Origin of the sequence: uncultured Roseobacter sp. (genome assembly GCF_947499265.1) — a bacterium.
GTDB lineage: Bacteria > Pseudomonadota > Alphaproteobacteria > Rhodobacterales > Rhodobacteraceae > Roseobacter.
Window position 1 is genome coordinate 238,647 of the sequence record NZ_CANMNK010000004.1, and the last position, 18,127, is coordinate 256,773.

Here is an 18,127-nt window from a genome sequence, read left to right on the forward strand (position 1 = left end):
TTGCGGGATCAGGCCGCCTTGGCGTCGTTACTGTTGAGTTCGTGAATGGAGGCCGCCAGCTTCTGAATTTCGCGCCGCAGCGGGTTCTTGGGCGCGGATTCCGCGAGTGGCAGACCATGGTCCGCCCCCTGCGTAATGGGTTTGCCACCATCCGGCATATGCACGTCGATGGAAATGCCCAGGCTTTCCGCCATGCGTTTCACCCGGGCCTTACCACTAAGGTCGGTAAATTTCGGCGCGCGGTTCATGACGTAGCGCAGCTTTTCCACGGGCAGCTCTTCGGCCTGCAACGCACGTTTGAAACGCAGCGTGTTCTGGGCGCAGCGCATGTCCAGTTCAACGGTTGCGAAATATACGTGAGCGGCGCTGAGCACCGCTTCGGACCAGCTCACCAGCGTGGAGGGCATGTCGATGACGACATAATCGAAGTGTCGACGCGCCATGGAGAGCACCCGGTTCACATCCTCGGAGGTGATCAGGTCAAGTGGCAACATCTCCATCGGCGCCGTAAGTACCTGTAACTTATCCTGAAACGTCAGCAGAGACTGACCAAAAATCTCATCATCCATGCCTTCGGTATCGGACAGCATGTCGTAGACGACCTCGCGGCGCGGCAGGTCGAGGAAGGTCGCCACCGCACCAAATTGCAGATCGAGATCCAGCATGCACACGCTTGGGCCGCCTTCTTTTTCCGCCGTGGCCAATTCCCAGGCCAGGTTGACGCCAAGCGTGGTTGCCCCGGTGCCGCCGGCCAACCCGTGTACGACAATCACAGCGCCTTCTTTTTGGCTGTCGGATTTCAGTGCCGGGGCGGCAGCCGAAGCGGAGACTGCGGCATCCTGCGCCCGGACACGCTCAATGGCTTCGCCCAATTCATTTTCGGGGAGCGGGTAGGGGACAAATTCATCGGCACCCTGACGCAGCAGGGAGTGCAGGGAGGCGGGCGTGACGTCTTCCGCGATCAGAATGACCTTGATGTTGCGCGATTTGGCCTGGGTGATGATCTCGCCCATCAGGCCGAGGTTGTCCTCATCCGCCTCGTCAATGGCAAGTGCAACGAATTCAAGGGCTTGCGCTTCTGGTTGTCCAAAAAATGCGAGAGCTTCGGCAAAGCCCAGGTCGCCCCAGCTTTCCCCAAGAGCCAACTCCATGTCCTCGATCAGAAGATCGAAGTTCTGTACATCGCGACTGACCGTGCAGGCGACGATAAGGGATGTATCTGGTTGCGGCATTGTGCTCATTGCCTCGTCTTCCTTTATGTTCAAAGGGCGAGGCAGAGCTGTAGAGGAATGATTTTTATATTACCCCAACGTCCCCTGCGACCGCCCGTGCCCGGCTTTTCGGCCGGACATAAGTGTCCCATTAGAGGGAAAGTCGCAGTGAACTTGGGCGAGATTAGGGCTTAATCCGCCCAATTGTTGGGTATCTAGACACAATAACCACGTTTGACCGTGGATTTGTAAAAGTAGAGCCAGTTGGCTCTACTCTGCTTCGGCGTCTTCCGTGATGGTTTTTTGCGTCGCGCTTTCTACGTATTCACGGTAGATGACTTCCGCATATTTTCCGTCGAGACGACCGTCACAATGGATCCGGTAGACCGGGTTGGACGTCGTGCTTGAGGGATCGAGAACGACGACCGGATCCCCGACCGTGCCCAGCTTGCCGCCTGCTTTACCGGCACCAAAGCCGCTTGTCTTGCAGGTCTGAGCGACCATGTTCTGCATTGTTGCCGTCCCGAACTCGCCGCTGTCTACCTGTGCGCCAGCTTCGCGAAACCACTGCCCGCCGCTGCCTTGTTCGCCGCAGGCCGCCAGCGTGGCAAGACCGGCCAGCAAAGCAATTGCGCGGGATTTTTGATATGTCAGGCGTTCCATCCTATCACTCCATCACATAGCCATAGGAACCGCTGAAGTCTTGCTTGGCGACTTCGCCGGCTGCACCCTTGCGGGGCGCATTGGCATTTCGGGTGGTCCGGCCAAAGAGGAAGAGATCCTGTTCGGTCGGTGGCTTGATCCGGTCGGTTGGCAAGGCCAGCGCTTCGCCGCGTGTCGGAGAGACCAGATGTGCTGTAATGATGATCACCAATTCCGTCTGGCTGCGCTGGTAGTCTGCGCTGCGGAAGAGGGCACCCAAAATCGGCACATCGCCGATCCATGGCAGTTGCGACGACTGATCGGTGAAGTCATCCTGCAAAAGCCCAGCAATTGCAAAGCTTTCGCCGTCGCGCATCTCAACCGTTGTTGCTGTTTCGCGACGCGAGAAGGCGTCAAGTTCGAAGCCGTTGCCGAGCGAAACACCATTGGACGGGTCAATCGCGGAGACCGCAGCTGAAAGCTGCAGATTGATCAGGTCCTGATCTACGACGCGCGGTACGAAGTTCAGTTCAACACCGAAAGGTTTGAATTCCACGCTGATTGTGTCGTTGTCTTGCGCCACCGGAACCGGATATTCGCCACCCGCCAGGAAGTTTGCTTCCTGTCCTGACAGTGCAACCAGGTTTGGTTCCGCCAAAGTACGTACCGCACCCTTGCGCTCCAGCGCTTCGAGCAACAGGCCAACCTGCACGGATCCAACGTTAAATCCAAAGAGGGCCGCGCCAAAGTTTTCGTTGCCGGCGGGAATATTCCCGGCAAGTGAGTTGGCAACACTGCCGGCGGTGTTTGTCGTGCCGATCCCTGCCTGCGCGTCGGTGCCGCCCAAGGCCAGCGAGGAGCTGAGCGACTTGGAGACGGTGCGGTTCATCTCGGCAAAGCGCACTTTCAACATAACCTGTTGAACACCACCGACGCTCATCAGGTTTGAGACCCGATCAGGTGCATAGCGCTGCGCCAAATCCAGCGCCTTTTGCAACCGCTGGACACTTGAGACCGTCCCGGAAAGCACGATCCCGTCATTTGCGGTGCGAACCTCTACCCTTTCACCAGGCAGGATTTGTCCGAGACGTTCCTTGAATTCGGTGACATCCGGCGCGACCCGCACCTCCACGTTGGTGATCAACTGCCCGGTTGCATCAAGCAGCGTCAGCGTCGTCATCCCGGGCGTTTTACCCAGAACATAGATGCTGCGATCCGACAGCGACGAAATATCGGCAATGCCTGGATTGGCAATGCTGAGTTCCGCAAAGGGGATTTCGCTTTCAACAACAACCGCGCGATTCATCGGCACGGCGAGTGTTTTATTGGTGCCCTTGGTGACCACACGTAATGTGTCTGCCTGTGCCGTGACCGGCGCGGTAAACGCCAGCGGTGACACGCTGAGTGTCAGCCCCAGAAGGGCCGCCTTAAACATTCCAACAATTTTCATGTGACCTGCCCTTTTTGATCACGCCTCGGTTTCGGGTCTTAATGCCCGCATAGATGGTACTGTGCGCCGGTTTTGATTTTTTTGCAAGAATCAATGGGTTCTGAGGTTTGCTTTATGTGGATAAATGGCAACAGGGGGCAAAGGCAAAGGCGCCGCAGGGGTCTGCAGCGCCTCTCTAAAACGTTGGTTTTGCTTTAGTTTGTGCAAGGGATCGGGATCGAGACGACCTCCGCCCCGCGGCGGGTTCTGATGCTACACTCGCGCTTTTTCTCAGCGATCGGGGCAGGAGCAGCTTCTTTGAGACCCAAGAGGGAGACCTGATCCACCTCGATTTCCGACAATTGCGTGTCGTCACCAGCGCCAACCAGCGACAAGGACAGCTTGCCGGTTGACTGTGCTTGTGCCAGCGCCGCAACCTGGTTGGGATTGACCGCGACCGTCACAGTGCGCGCAATCTGTGCGCTGCTGAGTTCAGCATCGTTCTGGTCAACCGCGATCAGGCTCACCGCGGATTCGATCAGTTTCGTGACCTCGCCAGCATCGGGCCCGATATTGATGCTCCCGGTCCAATAGATGTCTACGCGGTCACCCGGGCGCAGAAAGCCCGAAACACCGCTCGCAACATCCACACGGATGGCAAAGGCCCGCATGCCTCTTTCCAGTCGCGTGGTCAGACCGATGTCTTCACCGGGTTCGGTCACCTTGACCTCCATGATGGCTTCGTCTTTTTCCATCGCGCGCATGATCAGTCGAACTTCTTCTTCATCCTCTGGGAAGATCACCGCCATGTCGCTGAAAGTGCCCTCAGGAATTGCCGTTTGCGGCCATGCAACCGCGCGAACGTCCTCTTCTTTGAGGACCTCACCGTATTTCAGGGGCCGGTTTGCGACGTAAACAGTCTGCGTCGGCACCACCGCTTTTTGATTTTGCTGCGCGCGGGCCAATTCAGCCTGATACGCGCCGATGTAGTTTTTTGCCATGTATACAGCGCCGCCAGCGAGCGCCATGCCGGCCACAAGCACCAGTCCGAATATCATTCGCATAATCTTAACCTCGTAGATCGCATAGCCCGATGAAAACCCGCGCTAATTCCATGATAAACTGTCATTCGATTGTGGCATTTTCGGGATTAACCCATGACCAAGGCGCGGCTTTTTCCCCGGTATCGCAACAATCAGAAGTATTTTTTCGAACCGGTGACAGACGTTTGGATGCGAAAAGCCCGAACACGTCTCCAAAATTTGGAGGGTGACGCCTCATTAAAACCCTGGGGTCATACAAGGCGGTAGGGGCGGTGGCTCTGAGCGCAGTATGCGGAACGGCTGGCAATGAATCTATGCCAATTCCCTGTGGTGATTTGAGGAAACGCGAGATTGCTCTGACGAACAAGAGGGGCCGCGTTCTGAGAATAGAATGCGGCCCCCAAGCTACATTATCCTGACTGAAGACTATTCGGCTTCTGGTGCGCCGATGTCGCCAACGGTTTGCGTATCCAGGAACTCTTGGGTCGCTTGCGTCACGCTTGTCGCACCTTCTTCGATGGATGTGTAAGCGGCAATCGCCAGACCGACCACTGCTGCCGTCAGAATAACCCAGTCAACTGTTACGGCACCGTCTTCGTTATCGTGAAACTTCTTAATGAATTTCATCTCGTTATATCCTTTCAAAGGATCATTTGTTGGAAAAAGGGCCGCGTCCTGCGAACAGAATGCGGCCCCCCAACCTAGTTTATTTTACTGAAAATTATTCGGCTGCAGCAGGTGGTGCACCGACGTTGCCGATGTTGTCACCAATGGTGGTGTCAAGATAGGTCGACGTGTCTGCCGTCAGAGCGGTCGCGCCTTCTTCGATGGATGTGTAGGCAGCGATTGCCAGGCCAACAACAGCGGCTGTCAGTACAACCCAGTCAACTGTTACGGCGCCGTCTTCGTCGTTACGGAAGTTCTTGATAAATTTCATCATGGTATGTCCCTCCAAAGGATCACTTAGATTTCACTTGCTAACCTTGCCGTCCTCAGTGACCAGTTCTCTCGTTTGGTCCGTCCGACTTGGTATGCAGCTATATAGCCAAGGGATTGGGGCATGATTTTGGCGGCAATTGTGACTTTTGCGGTTGAGGGCCGGAAAAACCCGCAAAAAAAGCTAACCGCATGATTTATATGGAAAAGAAAACTTCCTGATCTTTACATTTCCTTAAAGGAAGGTCTGAATGTGGCAAAAACGCCGCGTTCAGAGGCTGGATTTTCTGGTGCGACGGTGGAATCTCTGCGATGCTGAGCGCCAAATAGCGCGAAAAAACAAGCAAAGAGCAGTTCAAATGCGTGCATTCCTGATGATCGGGCTGATTGGCGCGGTTTTGGCCCCCCATGCGGGGGCTGCCGATTCTCCCAAGCCGTTTCCCACCTTTGAAGCGAAACGCATTGGCGTACCTCAAACGGGCCAAAAGCGTATTCGGGTTCAGATCGATCCTGAAGAGCAGCGCGCGGCTCTGGCGCTCCCCGATGCGCGCCCCGACCCTGAGGCGACCGCTCAGCCGCCCTCATCGGGCGCTGACCCTATTGGTCGCTACAGCTGGTTTTGGGACCGGGTATCGCCGTCGATCTTCGACACCCAGCCGGGCCGTTTGGACGGCGTCATGGACATCCTCAGTGGCTCTGACGATATCGCGGCGCCGCGTTTGCAGCACATGCAGACGATCGCGCAGACCAATGGTGTGGATATTCTGAAATCAACGGTTGGCACGCAGGTCTCGCCTGCTTTGGTTCTGGCGGTGATTTCCGTTGAATCCTCCGGCAAGGCAGACGCGGTCAGCACAGCCGGGGCGCAGGGGTTGATGCAACTCATGCCGGACACTGCGGCGCGTTTTGGCGTCAAGGATAGCCTGGTCGCGTCTGAAAACATCCTGGGCGGGGTGAAATACCTTGATTGGCTGATGGGCGAGTTCGGGGGCGATCCAATACTGGTTCTGGCCGGGTATAATGCGGGCGAAGGGTCCGTGCGCACTCACGCGGGCGTTCCGCCCTTCGCTGAAACCCGCGACTATGTGCCCAAGGTTCTCGCCGCTTTTCAGGTGGCGCGGGGTCTTTGCCTGACGCCACCCGAACTGATCACCGATGGCTGTGTCTTTGCCGCGATGAATTAGAGCAACCTGAGCGCCCGGTTGCGCCCACGGAAATGGCTCTGCGCACAAGAGCGCCTCAGCCCATGCTTCTGGCAGTCCAAGCGTTGCGCCCATCCAGGCACTCTAAAAAGTGTGATGGTCGGTCAGCCTTGCAAAGATGCCCCCGCGGGCACCTCGATCGTGAACAGACTGCCCGCAGCGCCACGGCTAAGCTGCAGTGTGCCCTCCATCCCTTCGATCAGCCCGGTCACGATCCGACCGCCTGCCGTCGATGGGTCAGGCCATTTCATCGAATTTGGAATGCCCAGCCCGTCGTCGGAGATTGTCAGTCGCAAGCCGCCCGCACTCAGCTTGGACATGCGTACCTCGATCAGGCCGGTTTCAATGCGGTGGAAAGCATGCTGAAAGGCATTCGTCAGAATTTCTGAAACCACCAGGCCCACCCGCGATGCAGTCTCGATCGGTACGTCCAGTGATTCAAGCTGCACGTTCAAACGAATGCCCGACCGTCCGTAAGCGTGCCCGATGGCACAGCAGAGGCGCGACAGATAACTGCCAATGTGAATGTTATCCCGGTCTGCCTGATTGTCTGACAGCTTCATTTCCTCATAGAGCAGCTGAAATGTCTCGATGCGACGGGTGAGGGCCACGTATTCGGTGGGCGCTGATGCGGCATTGGATTGCCGTCGGACCATACTAATGATCAGAGAGATATCGTTTTCGACACGATCCTGGATTTCGGAGAGTTGTACGTCGGCGATTTCGGTTGCCGTATCTTTCAGTCCGGCATCCATCTCTTTCTGGATGCCGACGAAGTAGCGCAGTTTGCCCGCCTTGTCGGTCAGGGGTGCAATCAGCAGGCGATTCATGAAGGGTTCGCCATTGGCGCGGTAGTTGAGAATATCCGCCGTGACGGATTCGCGCCGCGCAATGCCTTCTCGAATATGGTTCACGGCTGCAATATCGGTGTCTTCGCCCTGAAGGAAGCGACAGTTGCGCCCGATTACCGCGCTGCGCGCATAGCCGGTCTGAATGGTAAAGGCACGGTTGACGTAGATGATCGGGTTGTCCTCAAGATACGGGTCGCTGACGACCATTGCGACCTGGGTGCGGCTAAAATCGTCAAAGGACGCATCTTCGGTGAAGAGTTTGTTTAAGGAATCGGCCATACTCTCTCTCCTCAGGCGACCCGTGTGGTGCGTTGTTCGATGCGTTTTTCATGTGCGCCCTGGATCAGGCGGTGCACGTAGATGCCCGGCAGGCGGATGGCGTCGGGATCAAGCGAGCCCAGCGGCACGATCTCCTCGACCTCCGCCACGCAGATGCGGCCACACATCGCGACGGGCGGGTTGAAGTTGCGGAACACCGGATTGCCCGTCTCATCCCGTTTCCAGGCCTTCACGATCGACAGATCCGCAACGATCCCACGCTGCATGATGTAGGTCTCGCCATCAAAGTCTTTGTGCTCCTTGCCCTCGGCCATCACCTTGCCGACGCCGGTTTTCGTATAAAAACCAGGGATGCCGCAGGGCTCGAAGCTATCGGCCGCGGTAAGCATGCCGTCCTGAAACACCTCATCCAGCGCCTCAGACGCAGAGCTATAGACTTTCTTCATTGTGCTTCCTTCATTCGGTCGGCTAACCGAACGTCCTCCCATGAACAGCACTGAAGCAAGGCGATTTGCCTAGCGCATACATTCAAGCAAAAGCCTACAATGTGCGGTTGATCTAGGTCAAACCGCTTTGATCAAGAATTGTCCGAAACTGCACTATCGTGCAGATTGTCCCCAGATTCAGGCCTTCTTGGCTGTCGCCGCCTTCTTCTTTGCCGGGGCCTTTTTCTTGGCAGGCGCTTTCCGGCGCCCTGTGCCCTTCTTGGCGGCTTTCTCCTCGATCAGCAGGACGGCAGCCTCCAGTGTCACATCATCCGGTTCGGAGCCCTTGGGCAGGGTCGCGTTGACCTTTTCCCATTTCACGTAGGGGCCGTATTTACCTTCCATGATGCTCACCGGGCCACCCTGATCGGGATGTTCCCCCAACTCGCGCAGGGTTTTGGCCGCGGCGCCACGTCCACCCCGGCTGGCGACTTTTTCTGCCAGAAGCTGGACAGCGCGGTTCATGCCAACGGTGAAAACCTCGTCGATGCTTTCCAGGTTGGCATTGGTGCCGCCCCGCTCGGACGTGCTGGCCGCATGTTTGAGGTAAGGCCCGTAGCGCCCGATGTTTGACCAGACGGTCACGCCATCTTCGGGATGGGGGCCAATTTCACGTGGCAACGACAGCAGCTTAAGCGCCTGGGGCAGGTCCACGTCTTCGGGCGGCCAATCCTTGGGAATGGACTGGCGCGGTGGCTTCTTGTTGTCCTCGGTGACCTCGCCACGCTGCACATAGGGGCCAAACCGTCCCTTGAACGCATAGATCTTGTCGCCCGCGTCCTCGCCCAGCAGCTTGCCTTCGGGTGGGATGCCGCTGTCGTCTTCCTCGCCCGGCGGGCCAAAGGCACGGGTATAGCGACATTCCGGATAATTGGAGCAGCCGATAAACGCCCCGCCCGACCGCGCGGTGCGCATCGACAGGCGTCCGGCGCCGCAGTTCGGGCAGAGCCGTGGGTCGGTCCCGTCCTCGTTTGGGGGGAAGAGATGCGGCTCCAGCACCTCGTTGATCTTCTCCAGCACCTCGGTGATGCGCAGATCGGCGGTCTCGGCGATAGCCGCCGAGAAGTCGCGCCAGAAGCGCCGCAGCACCTCTTTGTATTCCGCATCGCCCGCGCTGACGTCATCCAGTTGATCTTCGAGATCGGCGGTGAAGCCATAGCCCACGTATTTGCGGAAGTAATTCTCCAGAAAGGCGGTGACCAACCGCCCCTTGTCTTCGGGGATCAGGCGGTTCTTGTCCTTGCGGACATATTCGCGGTCCTGAATCGTGGTCACGATCGAGGCGTAGGTGGAGGGGCGCCCGATGCCGAGCTCTTCCATCTTCTTGACCAGCGTGGCCTCGGTATAACGCGGGGGCGGCTGGGTGAAATGCTGCTCCGGCGTGACCGAGCGTTTGTCCATCGCATCACCCTGATCGATCTGGGGCAGGCGCTTGTCGTCCTCATCCACCACATCGTCGCGACCCTCTTCATAGACACGCAGAAAGCCGTCGAAGAGCACAACCTGACCCGTAGCGCGCAGTTCGACCTGACCATCGGCGCTGCCTACGTCAACCGTGGTCCGCTCCATCCGGGCGGCTTCCATCTGGCAGGCCAGCGTACGCTTCCAGATCAGGTCATAGAGTTTGCGCTGGTCGGCATCAGACGTTTTCAGGTCCTCCGCCTTGGTCATCATTTCGGTGGGACGGATACATTCATGCGCCTCTTGCGCGTTCTTGGCCTTGTTTTTGTACATGCGCGGGCTGCCGGGCACGTAGTCTTTGCCATAAAGCGTCTCGATCGCGGCGCGGGCGGCTTGCACGGCTTCGGGCGCCATGTCGATCCCGTCCGTCCGCATATAGGTGATGTAGCCTGCCTCATACAGCCGCTGCGCCGTGCTCATCGTCTGGCGCGCACCCATGCCGAACTTGCGGCTGGCCTCCTGTTGCAGGGTGGAGGTCATGAAAGGGGCGGAGGGGTTGCGGTTGGCGGGTTTGGCCTCCACCGATTTGACGCTGAGATTGCGGCTGGTGATGGCCTGCACCGCCATCTCGGCCTGTGTCTGGTTTTCGATGTCGAATTTGTCGAGCTTCTTGCCCGCCAGCACGGTCAGACGTGCCTCGAACTCCTGACCTCGGGGCGTTGCTAGCAACGCTTTGACCGACCAGTACTCGCGATTGCGGAAGGCTTCGATTTCCATCTCGCGCTCGACGATCAGGCGCAGGGTAACCGATTGTACACGGCCTGCGGATTTCGCGCCTGGCAGCTTCCGCCAGAGCACGGGCGACAGGTTGAAGCCCACCAGATAGTCGAGCGCGCGGCGGGCGAGATAGGCCTCCACCAGCGGCATGTCGACTTCGCGGGGGTTCTTCATCGCCTCGGTTACAGCTGTCTTGGTGATCGCGTTGAACACGACGCGGGACACGGGCGTGTCCTTTTTGATCGACTTGCGCTTGGTCAGCGCTTCTTGCAGGTGCCAGCTGATCGCTTCGCCTTCGCGATCCGGGTCCGTGGCGAGGATCAGCGCATTGTCGTCTTTCAGCGCATCGGCGATGGCTTTGACGTGTTTTTTGCTATCGCTGGCGACTTCCCACAGCATCTTGAATTCCTGATCGGGATCGACAGAGCCGTCTTTGGGAGGCAGATCGCGCACGTGTCCGTAGGACGCCAAAACGGTGTAATCATTGCCTAAATAGGCGTTGATTGTCTTGGCTTTTGCGGGCGATTCAACGACGACAACTGGCATGTACTGCGGCACCTCTGGGTAAAAATCTGTAGCGTCTATGGCTTTGCCAAATGTGGTGTGCAAGTGGATTTGTCAATCCGCTTACGTTTGTCGCACCCCAAAACCGGGTACAATATTTGCCTGGCAGTTCTGGATTGTGACGCGGGTGCGCGCGCAGATGCTCACCCCGGCGGAAGGCATGAATTCGCCGGGCCTGCGACCTGAAATGCGGAATAAAGAAACCGGATCAACCGCGCGACAGCAAACCGCCGGATTGGCGCGTGATCTGCCCGTCCAACTCCAGATCAAGCAAAACAGGCGCGGCCTCTGCCGGGGCCACGGCCAGATCGCGGATCAATTGATCTTCGGCGACAGGCGACGGGCTCAGGCGTGCGAGGATCTTGCGGTGCAATGTGGCGACGTCCTTTAACGCCTTGTTCTTCGTCGGGCTGCGCTTTGCCCGAGGTTTATCAGGGATGCCCAGCGGCAATTGCGGTGTTTCACCATGCAGGGGGGTGAGAGCTTCGATCACATCGGCCGCGGAGCGGACAAGCGTGGCCCCTTCGCGGATCAACTGGTTGCACCCGGCCGCGCGGGCATCAAAGGGGTTACCCGGGACCGCGAGCACATCGCGGCCCTGATCCAGCGCGTCACGTGCCGTGATCAGGCTGCCGGACTTTGCGGCGGCCTCGACAACGACCGTTGCCCGGCTGAGGCCGGAGATAATGCGATTGCGTGTTGGAAAGTGCCGCGCCATGGGCTGCAGCCCGATGGGTTGCTCTGAAAGCCGCAGACCGGACTCCGCGATATCCTGCGCCAATTGGGTGTTCTCCGCCGGGTAGATGACGTCCACGCCGCCTGCTTGCACGGCGACGGTGCCTGTCGGCAGGGCGGCAAGATGGGCGGCCGCATCAACGCCGCGCGCAAGTCCAGACACAACCACATAGCCTTGCCCGCCAAGATCGCGCGCCAGTGCTTTGGCCATCCGGGTGCCCAAGGAGGACGCGTTGCGCGCGCCCACCAGCGAAATCATCGGGCGGTTGAGCAGATCGGGATCGCCCAGCACCCATAAAAACGGCGGGGCATCGTCCAATTCGCTGAGAATCTCTGGATAGGCGGGGGTGCCATGCATGATCAGGCGCGCTCCCGCGGCACGGGCCGCATTGAGTTCGGCCTGCACAACAGCTTCGGGACAGATTTCATATTTCTCAACGCCGGCGGCGCGCGCTACCTCAGGCAGCGCGGCCAGCGCGTTCTGCGCGGTGCCGTGTTCAGTCAGCAGTCGTTTATACGTCGTTACGCCAACCCGGCGGGATCGCAACAGACGGAGACGGGAGAACTGCTCGTCTTCCGAGGTGGGTGGGAGTGGGGGGTGAGTGGAAGAAGGATTGTGGTCCTTTTCAGTCATCCTGGTCTCCGTCCGTTGCAGAATCAGGTTTAAGGCGAGTTGGTTAACAACGCATGAATCAAATAGCTAAGATGCTCTCGCTATTTATGGGGAGGTTCCTTTTCAGGAAGCCGATCCACCGACGGTCAACCCACCGATCATCAAGGTCGGCTGGCCCACCCCAACCGGCACCCATTGCCCGTCCTTGCCGCAATTTCCCATGCCCGGATCAAGCGCCATGTCATTGCCGATGCCGCGGATCTGTCTGAGCGCTGTGGCACCGTCTCCGATCAGCGTGGCGCCTTTCACGGGCGCGCCGACCTTGCCGTTTTCAACGCGGTAAGCTTCTGTGCAGCTGAAGACAAATTTGCCATTGGTAATGTCCACCTGACCGCCGCCAAACCCGACGGCGTAGATGCCATCCTTCAGATCGGCCACGATATCCTGTGGGTCTGAAGAACCCCCCAACATATAGGTATTGGTCATCCGGGGCATCGGGGCGTGGGCATAGCTTTGCCTGCGCCCGTTCCCTGTGGCGGCAACGCCCATCAGTCGGGCGTTCTGGCGGTCCTGCATATAGCCGACCAGAATGCCATCCTCGATCAGGGTGTTTTTGCCGGAAGGGGTGCCCTCGTCATCAATGGAGATCGAGCCCCGCCGATCCGGGATCGTGCCGTCATCCAGCACCGTCACACCCGTGCTGGCGATGCGCTGTCCCATCAGCCCGGCAAAGGCCGAGGATCCCTTGCGATTGAAATCGCCCTCAAGACCGTGCCCGATGGCTTCGTGCAAGAGAATGCCCGGCCATCCGGGGCCCAGCACCACATCCATCACCCCGGCAGGGGCCGCAACAGCGTCGAGGTTGACGCAGGCCACGCGGAGCGCCTCGCGTGTTTTCGCCTGCCAATCCGTGGGATCAAGAAGCCCATCCAGCCCAACGCGCCCGCCGCCTCCCGCCGAGCCGGATTCGCGACGGCCGTTCTGCTCCACGATGACGGAGACATTGACCCGGGTCATCGGGCGCACATCGCGCAGCGACTGCCCATCCGGGCGCAGGATTTCCACCTCCTGCAGGCTGGCTCCGATATTTGCAGAGACCTGAACCACCCGGGCATCCAGGCCCCGGGCAAAGGCATCGATCTCGCGCAGGGTTTCGACTTTCACCGGGAAGCTGGCCCCGGCAATCGGGTCTTCGTCGGTGTATAGCTTTGTGTTGGTTGGGTTCGGGGCATCCGCCCAGGTGCCGCCGCCTTCGCCGACGGCCAGTCGCGCGGTTTCGGTCGCGCGGCGCATCGCGGGTTCGGAAATCTCGGTGGAATGCGCATAGCCCGCCACCTCACCCCGCACCGCGCGCAGGCCAAACCCCTGTGCCGCATCATAGCTCGCCGTCTTGAGGCGACCGTCATCAAAAACCAGCGATTCCGAGCGCCGCCGTTCCAGAAACAGCTCACCATCATCGGCCCCATGGGTCGCCTCGCGCAAAATGGTCAGGGCGGTGTCGCGGTCCAACGCATCGTCGAAGGGCGTGAATGGCGTGTCTGTCATCCGGTCTATCCTCAATTGGGCGGGTAAAAATGTGATCTGCGTCTCTTTGAAGCAAGCTCAACTCTTTATCTCGTGATCAGAATATGATTGTAAGAGCATAGATTACAACGGATAGGGACGGTGCGCACAGGCTTCCTCTTCCTGCGTGCGCAACATTGATCCCAAGATCAGGACGACACATGAAACGTTATTTCACTCTCTCAGGCCTTATGGCCGGGTTTGCCGCAACAGCTGCACATGCACAGGACAATCTTGAAATCATCGGCCGCCCGGTGGATGGCAAGATGGGGTTCCAGCCTGCGGTAACTGAGCTCGCCGAAGACCTGCAATGGCTGGACGGCATGATCTTGGTGATCATCACGGCGATCACATTGTTTGTCACAGCGCTGATTCTCTGGGTCGCTTTCCGCTATAACGCCAAGCGCAATCCTGAGTCCGCTAGCTTCACGCATAACACACCGGTCGAGATCGCCTGGACGGTGATTCCGATCGTGATACTGGTGTTTATTGGCGCGTTCTCCCTGCCCATACTGTTCAAGCAGCAAGAAATTCCCGAAGCGGACATCACTATCAAGGTGACCGGCTACCAGTGGTATTGGGACTATGAATACGTGGACGATGGGTTCGAATTCTCCAGCTACATGATCGGCGCGCCTGCGACCGGTGGCACCAATCAGAAAAGCCCCGAGGTGATTGCGCAGCTCGAAGAGGCCGGGTTCTCGGAAGAGGAATTCCTGCTGGCAACCGACACTTCCGTGGTGGTGCCGGTGAACAAGACCATCGTGATGCAGGTCACCGGCGGCGATGTCATCCACGCCTGGACCATCCCGGCGTTCGGCGTCAAGCAGGATGCTGTCCCCGGTCGTTTGGCAGAATTGTGGTTCAAGCCAGAGCAGGAAGGCGTCTATTTTGGCCAGTGCTCTGAGCTTTGTGGTCTGAACCACGCCTATATGCCCATCACCGTGAAGGTCGTCTCTGAGGAGGCCTACGCCGAATGGTTGGCTGAGGCGAAAGAGGAATACGCAGGCATTCCGCAAACCCGCGTGATCGCGTCGAACTGAACCGCCGTTGGGCGGCGCTAAAGGCCGCCCGCCAGCAGACAGCATGAAGAAGGCGCTTAATGGCTGACGCTAGCTACACCACACCGGCAGGTGACTACGATACACAACTGGGCGATTACTTCGCGCTGCTGAAGCCGCGCGTGATGTCCCTGGTGGTGTTCACCGCGCTGGTGGGCCTGTTGTCAGCCCCGGTATCCGTGCATCCGGTGATCGCCTTCGCCTCGATCCTGTTTGTGGCCATCGGGGCAGGGGCTTCGGGTGCGCTGAACATGTGGTGGGATGCCGACATCGACGGTGTCATGCAGCGCACGGCCAGACGCCCAATCCCTTCAGGTCGCGTGCCAGCGGGCGAGGCGCTCTCGCTGGGGCTCGCGCTTTCGGGCCTGTCGGTGATGATGCTGGGCCTTTCGGCCAATCTGCTGGCCGCGGGGCTCTTGGCCTTCACCATTTTCTTCTACGCCGTGGTCTACTCGATGTGGCTCAAACGCTCCACGCCGCAGAACATCGTGATCGGTGGTGCGGCTGGCGCATTTCCTCCGGTGATCGGCTGGGTCATCGCAACGGGGAGTTTCTCGATCGAGGCATGGCTGATGTTCGCGCTGATCTTCATGTGGACGCCGCCGCATTTCTGGGCGTTGGCCCTGTTCATGAAGTCCGACTACAACGACGCCGACGTGCCGATGCTGACGGTGACCCATGGGCGTCGCACAACCCGTGTCCATATTATCGTCTATACTGTTTTGCTGGCGCTTCTCGCCGTGGGCACAGGGTTCACCGCCATTGGCGGGCCGCTCTATCTGGCGACAGCCGTTGTGCTGAACATCCTGTTCCTCAAGGGGGCCGTCGATATCTGGCGCCGGGATGAGGCACAGTCCGAGGCGGACAGCTACAAGGTCGAAAAGCGGTTCTTCCGCCTCTCGCTCTGGTATCTCTTTGCCCATTTCGGCGTGATCCTGATTGAGGCGATGCTGCGCCCTTATGGTTTGGCAGGTTGGTGATCCATGACTTTCAAGCCTGAACATGAACTGCATACGCGGCGCAAGGGGCGCAACATCGGCGTTGGCCTGATGCTCGCAGCCTTTGTGGTGCTGGTGCTGGCACTGACCTTCACCAAGGTCACGAATGGTGATTTCGAACTGCCCAAAGCAGAGGAGTTGACCCAGTAATGGCGATGACCGGTCCTGCCAAAACCGTTGCACAAACCGTGAGCCTGGTGGTCGTCATGGGCGCATTGGCCTGGGCGTCGGTGCCGTTTTATGACTGGTTCTGCCGGGTGACCGGATTTGGCGGCGTCACAGGGGTGTCCGAGGTCGCCCCGGATGATGTGCTGGATCAGACGATCAAAGTGCGCTTCGATGGCTCGCTGCACAGCGAAATGGCCTGGTCCTTCAAACCGGTCGAACGCGAGATGGAGGTGCGAATCGGCGAGACCGGCCTGGCCTTCTACGAGGCTTACAACCCGACGAACCGCCCGATTGCAGGCTCTGCCAGCTACAATGTCACCCCCTATCAGGCGGGTGGCTTTTTCAACAAGATCCAGTGTTTCTGCTTTGAAGAGCAGGTGCTGCAGCCCGGTGAACGGGTGCAGATGCCGGTCACCTTCTATGTGGACCCCGAAATTGTCGAAGATCGCGATGGAAAATATATACATACCATCACGCTCTCCTATACATTCTACGAAATTGACCTGCCCGAGGGCTATGCCGCCGTGCAGGACATGGAACCAACCTCAGACACAAGTCTGAACTGACCAAGATAAGGCAAGCGACGTCATGGCCCATGAAAAGAACCACGATTATCACATTCTGAACCCCTCGATCTGGCCGCTGCTAGGCGCGCTCGCCGGGTTCTTCATGCTCTTTGGCGCCGTGCTGTGGATGCAGGGCATCACCCCGTTCCTGTTCTGGGCCGGTTTTGTCGCCGTACTTTACGTGATGTTTGGCTGGTGGTCCGAGGTTGTGGCCGAAAGCAAGATCGGTGATCACACCCCGGTGGTGCGGATCGGTCTGCGCTATGGCTTCATCCTCTTCATCATGTCCGAAGTGATGTTCTTCGCGGCCTGGTTCTGGAGCTTTTTCAAGAACGCCATCTACCCGATGAGCGAATATGCCGGCACAGAATACATTCAGCCCGAGATCTACCATGTGGATGCGTTTCATTTGCCCCTGATCAACACGCTGATCCTGTTGTTGTCTGGCTGCGCGGTCACCTGGGCACACCACGCGCTGGTCCATGAAAACAACCGCAAGGACCTGATCTGGGGCCTGACCATCGGCATCATCCTTGGCGTCGCCTTCACCATACTGCAGGCTTACGAGTACTCCTACCTGCTCTATCAGGGCTGGGAGTTCGGCGGGGACAAGTTCTTCTCCAACTTCTTCATGGCCACTGGCTTTCACGGTGCGCATGTGATCATCGGCACGATCTTCCTGACCGTCTGTCTGGTGCGCGCATTGAAGGGTCACTTCACACCGGAGAAACACGTGGGCTTCGAGGCGGCTGCCTGGTATTGGCATTTCGTCGATGTGGTCTGGCTGTTCCTCTTCTTTGCGGTGTACATCTGGGGCGTAGGACAGATGCCTGGGGCGCACTAGACGCCCGCCCCGGTTTCCAAGAACAAAGCGCGCGGCTCTCGCGCGCTTTTCCGTTGTGAGGACGCGGGACATCATGCGCCGTTTGGCTTTTCTATTGACCTTTGGATTGGGCGGGGCGGCGATCCTGATCAGCCTTGGGATATGGCAGGTTCAGCGCCTTGCGTGGAAGGAAGGCGTGATTGCCAATATCGAAGCCCGCATCGCGGATGCACCCGTTCCCTTGCCTGCCACACCGGATGCCGCCACGGACAGCTATTTACCGGTGACCGTGACGGGCAGCCTTGGCGCGCCTTATCTGCGGGTCCTGGTGTCGAAAAAGCAGGTGGGCGCAGGGTATCGCATCATCCGCCCGATGCTGCGTGCGGAGGGGGATATCCTCATCGACATGGGCTTTGTGTCCGTCGCGGATGCGGATGGCCTGACCTTTGAGGAAGGCCCATCCCTGATTGTCACCGGCAATCTGCAATGGCCGCAGGAAACAGACAGCTATACCCCCGCCCCCGATCTGGCGGAAAACATCTGGTTCGCGCGTGATGTGCCCGCCATGGCCGCAGCGCTCGACACCGAACCGGTGCTGGTCGTGCGCCGCGATGCGCCGCAATCAGGCGGTCCCGTGACGCCAATGCCGGTAGACACCGCCGCCATTCCCAACGATCACTTGCAATACGCGATCACCTGGTTCTCTTTGTCCGCCATCTGGCTGGCAATGACCGCAATCTTTCTGCGCCGCAAACCCGGCACCAACAAAAGCTGACACTC

At 58.7% G+C, this 18,127-nt stretch carries 18 protein-coding genes; 7 read left to right on the forward strand and 11 right to left on the reverse strand.

Annotation, left to right across the window (positions count from 1 at the left end; genetic code table 11):
• Positions 1–8: 8 nt before the first annotated feature.
• The 6 genes from Q1A63_RS12100 to Q1A63_RS12125 form a co-directional block, all read right to left on the reverse strand.
• Complete coding sequence (locus tag Q1A63_RS12100) at positions 9–1,232, reverse strand: AAA family ATPase (protein WP_298972615.1); 1,224 nt, start codon at positions 1,230–1,232, stop codon at positions 9–11.
• A 249-nt stretch (positions 1,233–1,481) separates the two neighbouring features.
• On the reverse strand, positions 1,482–1,874 hold the full coding sequence (locus tag Q1A63_RS12105) for a hypothetical protein (RefSeq protein WP_298972221.1): 393 nt from the start codon (positions 1,872–1,874) through the stop codon (positions 1,482–1,484).
• A 4-nt stretch (positions 1,875–1,878) separates the two neighbouring features.
• Entirely contained in the window at positions 1,879–3,303 is a 1,425-nt protein-coding gene (locus tag Q1A63_RS12110; RefSeq protein ID WP_299631720.1) for a type II and III secretion system protein family protein, read from the reverse strand.
• A 194-nt stretch (positions 3,304–3,497) separates the two neighbouring features.
• Positions 3,498–4,346 (reverse strand): Flp pilus assembly protein CpaB, encoded by an 849-nt coding sequence (gene cpaB / locus Q1A63_RS12115; protein ID WP_298972225.1) that lies wholly within the window; start codon positions 4,344–4,346, stop codon positions 3,498–3,500.
• Between the two features lie 405 nt (positions 4,347–4,751).
• Positions 4,752–4,952 carry a hypothetical protein gene (locus Q1A63_RS12120; RefSeq protein ID WP_298972227.1) on the reverse strand — a complete coding sequence of 67 codons (201 nt, stop codon included), beginning with the start codon at positions 4,950–4,952 and terminating at the stop codon, positions 4,752–4,754.
• Between the two features lie 94 nt (positions 4,953–5,046).
• Positions 5,047–5,265, reverse strand: coding sequence for a hypothetical protein (locus Q1A63_RS12125; RefSeq protein WP_298972229.1), 219 nt, complete (start codon positions 5,263–5,265; stop codon positions 5,047–5,049).
• A gap of 355 nt (positions 5,266–5,620) precedes the next feature.
• Here Q1A63_RS12125 and Q1A63_RS12130 point away from each other — a divergent pair, with 355 nt between their 5' ends.
• A complete protein-coding gene (locus Q1A63_RS12130) occupies positions 5,621–6,445 on the forward strand; it encodes a lytic transglycosylase domain-containing protein (protein ID WP_298972230.1) in 825 nt (274 codons plus the stop codon).
• A gap of 122 nt (positions 6,446–6,567) precedes the next feature.
• On the opposite strand, the gene Q1A63_RS12135 is transcribed toward Q1A63_RS12130, so the two are convergent.
• The 5 genes from Q1A63_RS12135 to tldD form a co-directional block, all read right to left on the reverse strand.
• A complete protein-coding gene (locus Q1A63_RS12135; protein ID WP_298972231.1) occupies positions 6,568–7,593 on the reverse strand; it encodes a PAS domain-containing protein in 1,026 nt (341 codons plus the stop codon).
• An 11-nt stretch (positions 7,594–7,604) separates the two neighbouring features.
• Positions 7,605–8,039, reverse strand: a complete 435-nt coding sequence (locus Q1A63_RS12140) for a CoA-transferase (protein WP_298972233.1) — start codon at positions 8,037–8,039, stop codon at positions 7,605–7,607.
• A 177-nt stretch (positions 8,040–8,216) separates the two neighbouring features.
• Entirely contained in the window at positions 8,217–10,802 is a 2,586-nt protein-coding gene (gene topA, locus Q1A63_RS12145; RefSeq protein ID WP_298972234.1) for a type I DNA topoisomerase, read from the reverse strand.
• Between the two features lie 226 nt (positions 10,803–11,028).
• Complete coding sequence (gene dprA, locus Q1A63_RS12150) at positions 11,029–12,189, reverse strand: DNA-processing protein DprA (RefSeq protein WP_298972235.1); 1,161 nt, start codon at positions 12,187–12,189, stop codon at positions 11,029–11,031.
• A gap of 102 nt (positions 12,190–12,291) precedes the next feature.
• Complete coding sequence (tldD, locus tag Q1A63_RS12155; RefSeq protein WP_299631725.1) at positions 12,292–13,713, reverse strand: metalloprotease TldD; 1,422 nt, start codon at positions 13,711–13,713, stop codon at positions 12,292–12,294.
• Positions 13,714–13,892: 179 nt separating this feature from the next.
• Between tldD and coxB the strand changes: the two genes are divergently transcribed.
• From coxB to Q1A63_RS12185, 6 genes are all read left to right on the forward strand, one after another.
• A complete protein-coding gene (coxB, locus tag Q1A63_RS12160; protein WP_298972237.1) occupies positions 13,893–14,774 on the forward strand; it encodes a cytochrome c oxidase subunit II in 882 nt (293 codons plus the stop codon).
• 59 nt (positions 14,775–14,833) lie between these two features.
• Entirely contained in the window at positions 14,834–15,772 is a 939-nt protein-coding gene (gene cyoE / locus Q1A63_RS12165; RefSeq protein ID WP_299631727.1) for a heme o synthase, read from the forward strand.
• A gap of 3 nt (positions 15,773–15,775) precedes the next feature.
• Positions 15,776–15,940 (forward strand): cytochrome C oxidase assembly protein, encoded by a 165-nt coding sequence (locus Q1A63_RS12170; RefSeq protein ID WP_298972239.1) that lies wholly within the window; start codon positions 15,776–15,778, stop codon positions 15,938–15,940.
• The gene (locus tag Q1A63_RS12175) at positions 15,940–16,524 is read left to right on the forward strand and encodes a cytochrome c oxidase assembly protein (RefSeq protein WP_298972241.1); all 585 of its coding nucleotides are present in this window, start codon (positions 15,940–15,942) and stop codon (positions 16,522–16,524) included. Before Q1A63_RS12170 ends, Q1A63_RS12175 begins: the two co-directional genes overlap by 1 nt.
• A 22-nt stretch (positions 16,525–16,546) precedes the next feature.
• Positions 16,547–17,368 carry a cytochrome c oxidase subunit 3 gene (locus tag Q1A63_RS12180; protein ID WP_298972244.1) on the forward strand — a complete coding sequence of 274 codons (822 nt, stop codon included), beginning with the start codon at positions 16,547–16,549 and terminating at the stop codon, positions 17,366–17,368.
• A gap of 73 nt (positions 17,369–17,441) precedes the next feature.
• Entirely contained in the window at positions 17,442–18,122 is a 681-nt protein-coding gene (locus Q1A63_RS12185; protein ID WP_299631730.1) for an SURF1 family protein, read from the forward strand.
• Positions 18,123–18,127 lie beyond the last annotated feature (5 nt).

What these genes read in the sequence shown, in the direction of transcription:
- Q1A63_RS12100 (WP_298972615.1), bottom strand. Translation starts at nt 1,232, where the DNA reads ATGCCGCAACCAGATACATCCCTTATCGTCGCCTGCACGGTCAGTCGC.
- Q1A63_RS12105 (WP_298972221.1), bottom strand. Translation starts at nt 1,874, where the DNA reads ATGGAACGCCTGACATATCAAAAATCCCGCGCAATTGCTTTGCTGGCC.
- Q1A63_RS12110 (WP_299631720.1), bottom strand. Translation starts at nt 3,303, where the DNA reads ATGAAAATTGTTGGAATGTTTAAGGCGGCCCTTCTGGGGCTGACACTC.
- cpaB (WP_298972225.1), bottom strand. Translation starts at nt 4,346, where the DNA reads ATGCGAATGATATTCGGACTGGTGCTTGTGGCCGGCATGGCGCTCGCT.
- Q1A63_RS12120 (WP_298972227.1), bottom strand. Translation starts at nt 4,952, where the DNA reads ATGAAATTCATTAAGAAGTTTCACGATAACGAAGACGGTGCCGTAACA.
- Q1A63_RS12125 (WP_298972229.1), bottom strand. Translation starts at nt 5,265, where the DNA reads ATGATGAAATTTATCAAGAACTTCCGTAACGACGAAGACGGCGCCGTA.
- Q1A63_RS12130 (WP_298972230.1), top strand. Translation starts at nt 5,621, where the DNA reads ATGCGTGCATTCCTGATGATCGGGCTGATTGGCGCGGTTTTGGCCCCC.
- Q1A63_RS12135 (WP_298972231.1), bottom strand. Translation starts at nt 7,593, where the DNA reads ATGGCCGATTCCTTAAACAAACTCTTCACCGAAGATGCGTCCTTTGAC.
- Q1A63_RS12140 (WP_298972233.1), bottom strand. Translation starts at nt 8,039, where the DNA reads ATGAAGAAAGTCTATAGCTCTGCGTCTGAGGCGCTGGATGAGGTGTTT.
- topA (WP_298972234.1), bottom strand. Translation starts at nt 10,802, where the DNA reads ATGCCAGTTGTCGTCGTTGAATCGCCCGCAAAAGCCAAGACAATCAAC.
- dprA (WP_298972235.1), bottom strand. Translation starts at nt 12,189, where the DNA reads ATGACTGAAAAGGACCACAATCCTTCTTCCACTCACCCCCCACTCCCA.
- tldD (WP_299631725.1), bottom strand. Translation starts at nt 13,713, where the DNA reads ATGACAGACACGCCATTCACGCCCTTCGACGATGCGTTGGACCGCGAC.
- coxB (WP_298972237.1), top strand. Translation starts at nt 13,893, where the DNA reads ATGAAACGTTATTTCACTCTCTCAGGCCTTATGGCCGGGTTTGCCGCA.
- cyoE (WP_299631727.1), top strand. Translation starts at nt 14,834, where the DNA reads ATGGCTGACGCTAGCTACACCACACCGGCAGGTGACTACGATACACAA.
- Q1A63_RS12170 (WP_298972239.1), top strand. Translation starts at nt 15,776, where the DNA reads ATGACTTTCAAGCCTGAACATGAACTGCATACGCGGCGCAAGGGGCGC.
- Q1A63_RS12175 (WP_298972241.1), top strand. Translation starts at nt 15,940, where the DNA reads ATGGCGATGACCGGTCCTGCCAAAACCGTTGCACAAACCGTGAGCCTG.
- Q1A63_RS12180 (WP_298972244.1), top strand. Translation starts at nt 16,547, where the DNA reads ATGGCCCATGAAAAGAACCACGATTATCACATTCTGAACCCCTCGATC.
- Q1A63_RS12185 (WP_299631730.1), top strand. Translation starts at nt 17,442, where the DNA reads ATGCGCCGTTTGGCTTTTCTATTGACCTTTGGATTGGGCGGGGCGGCG.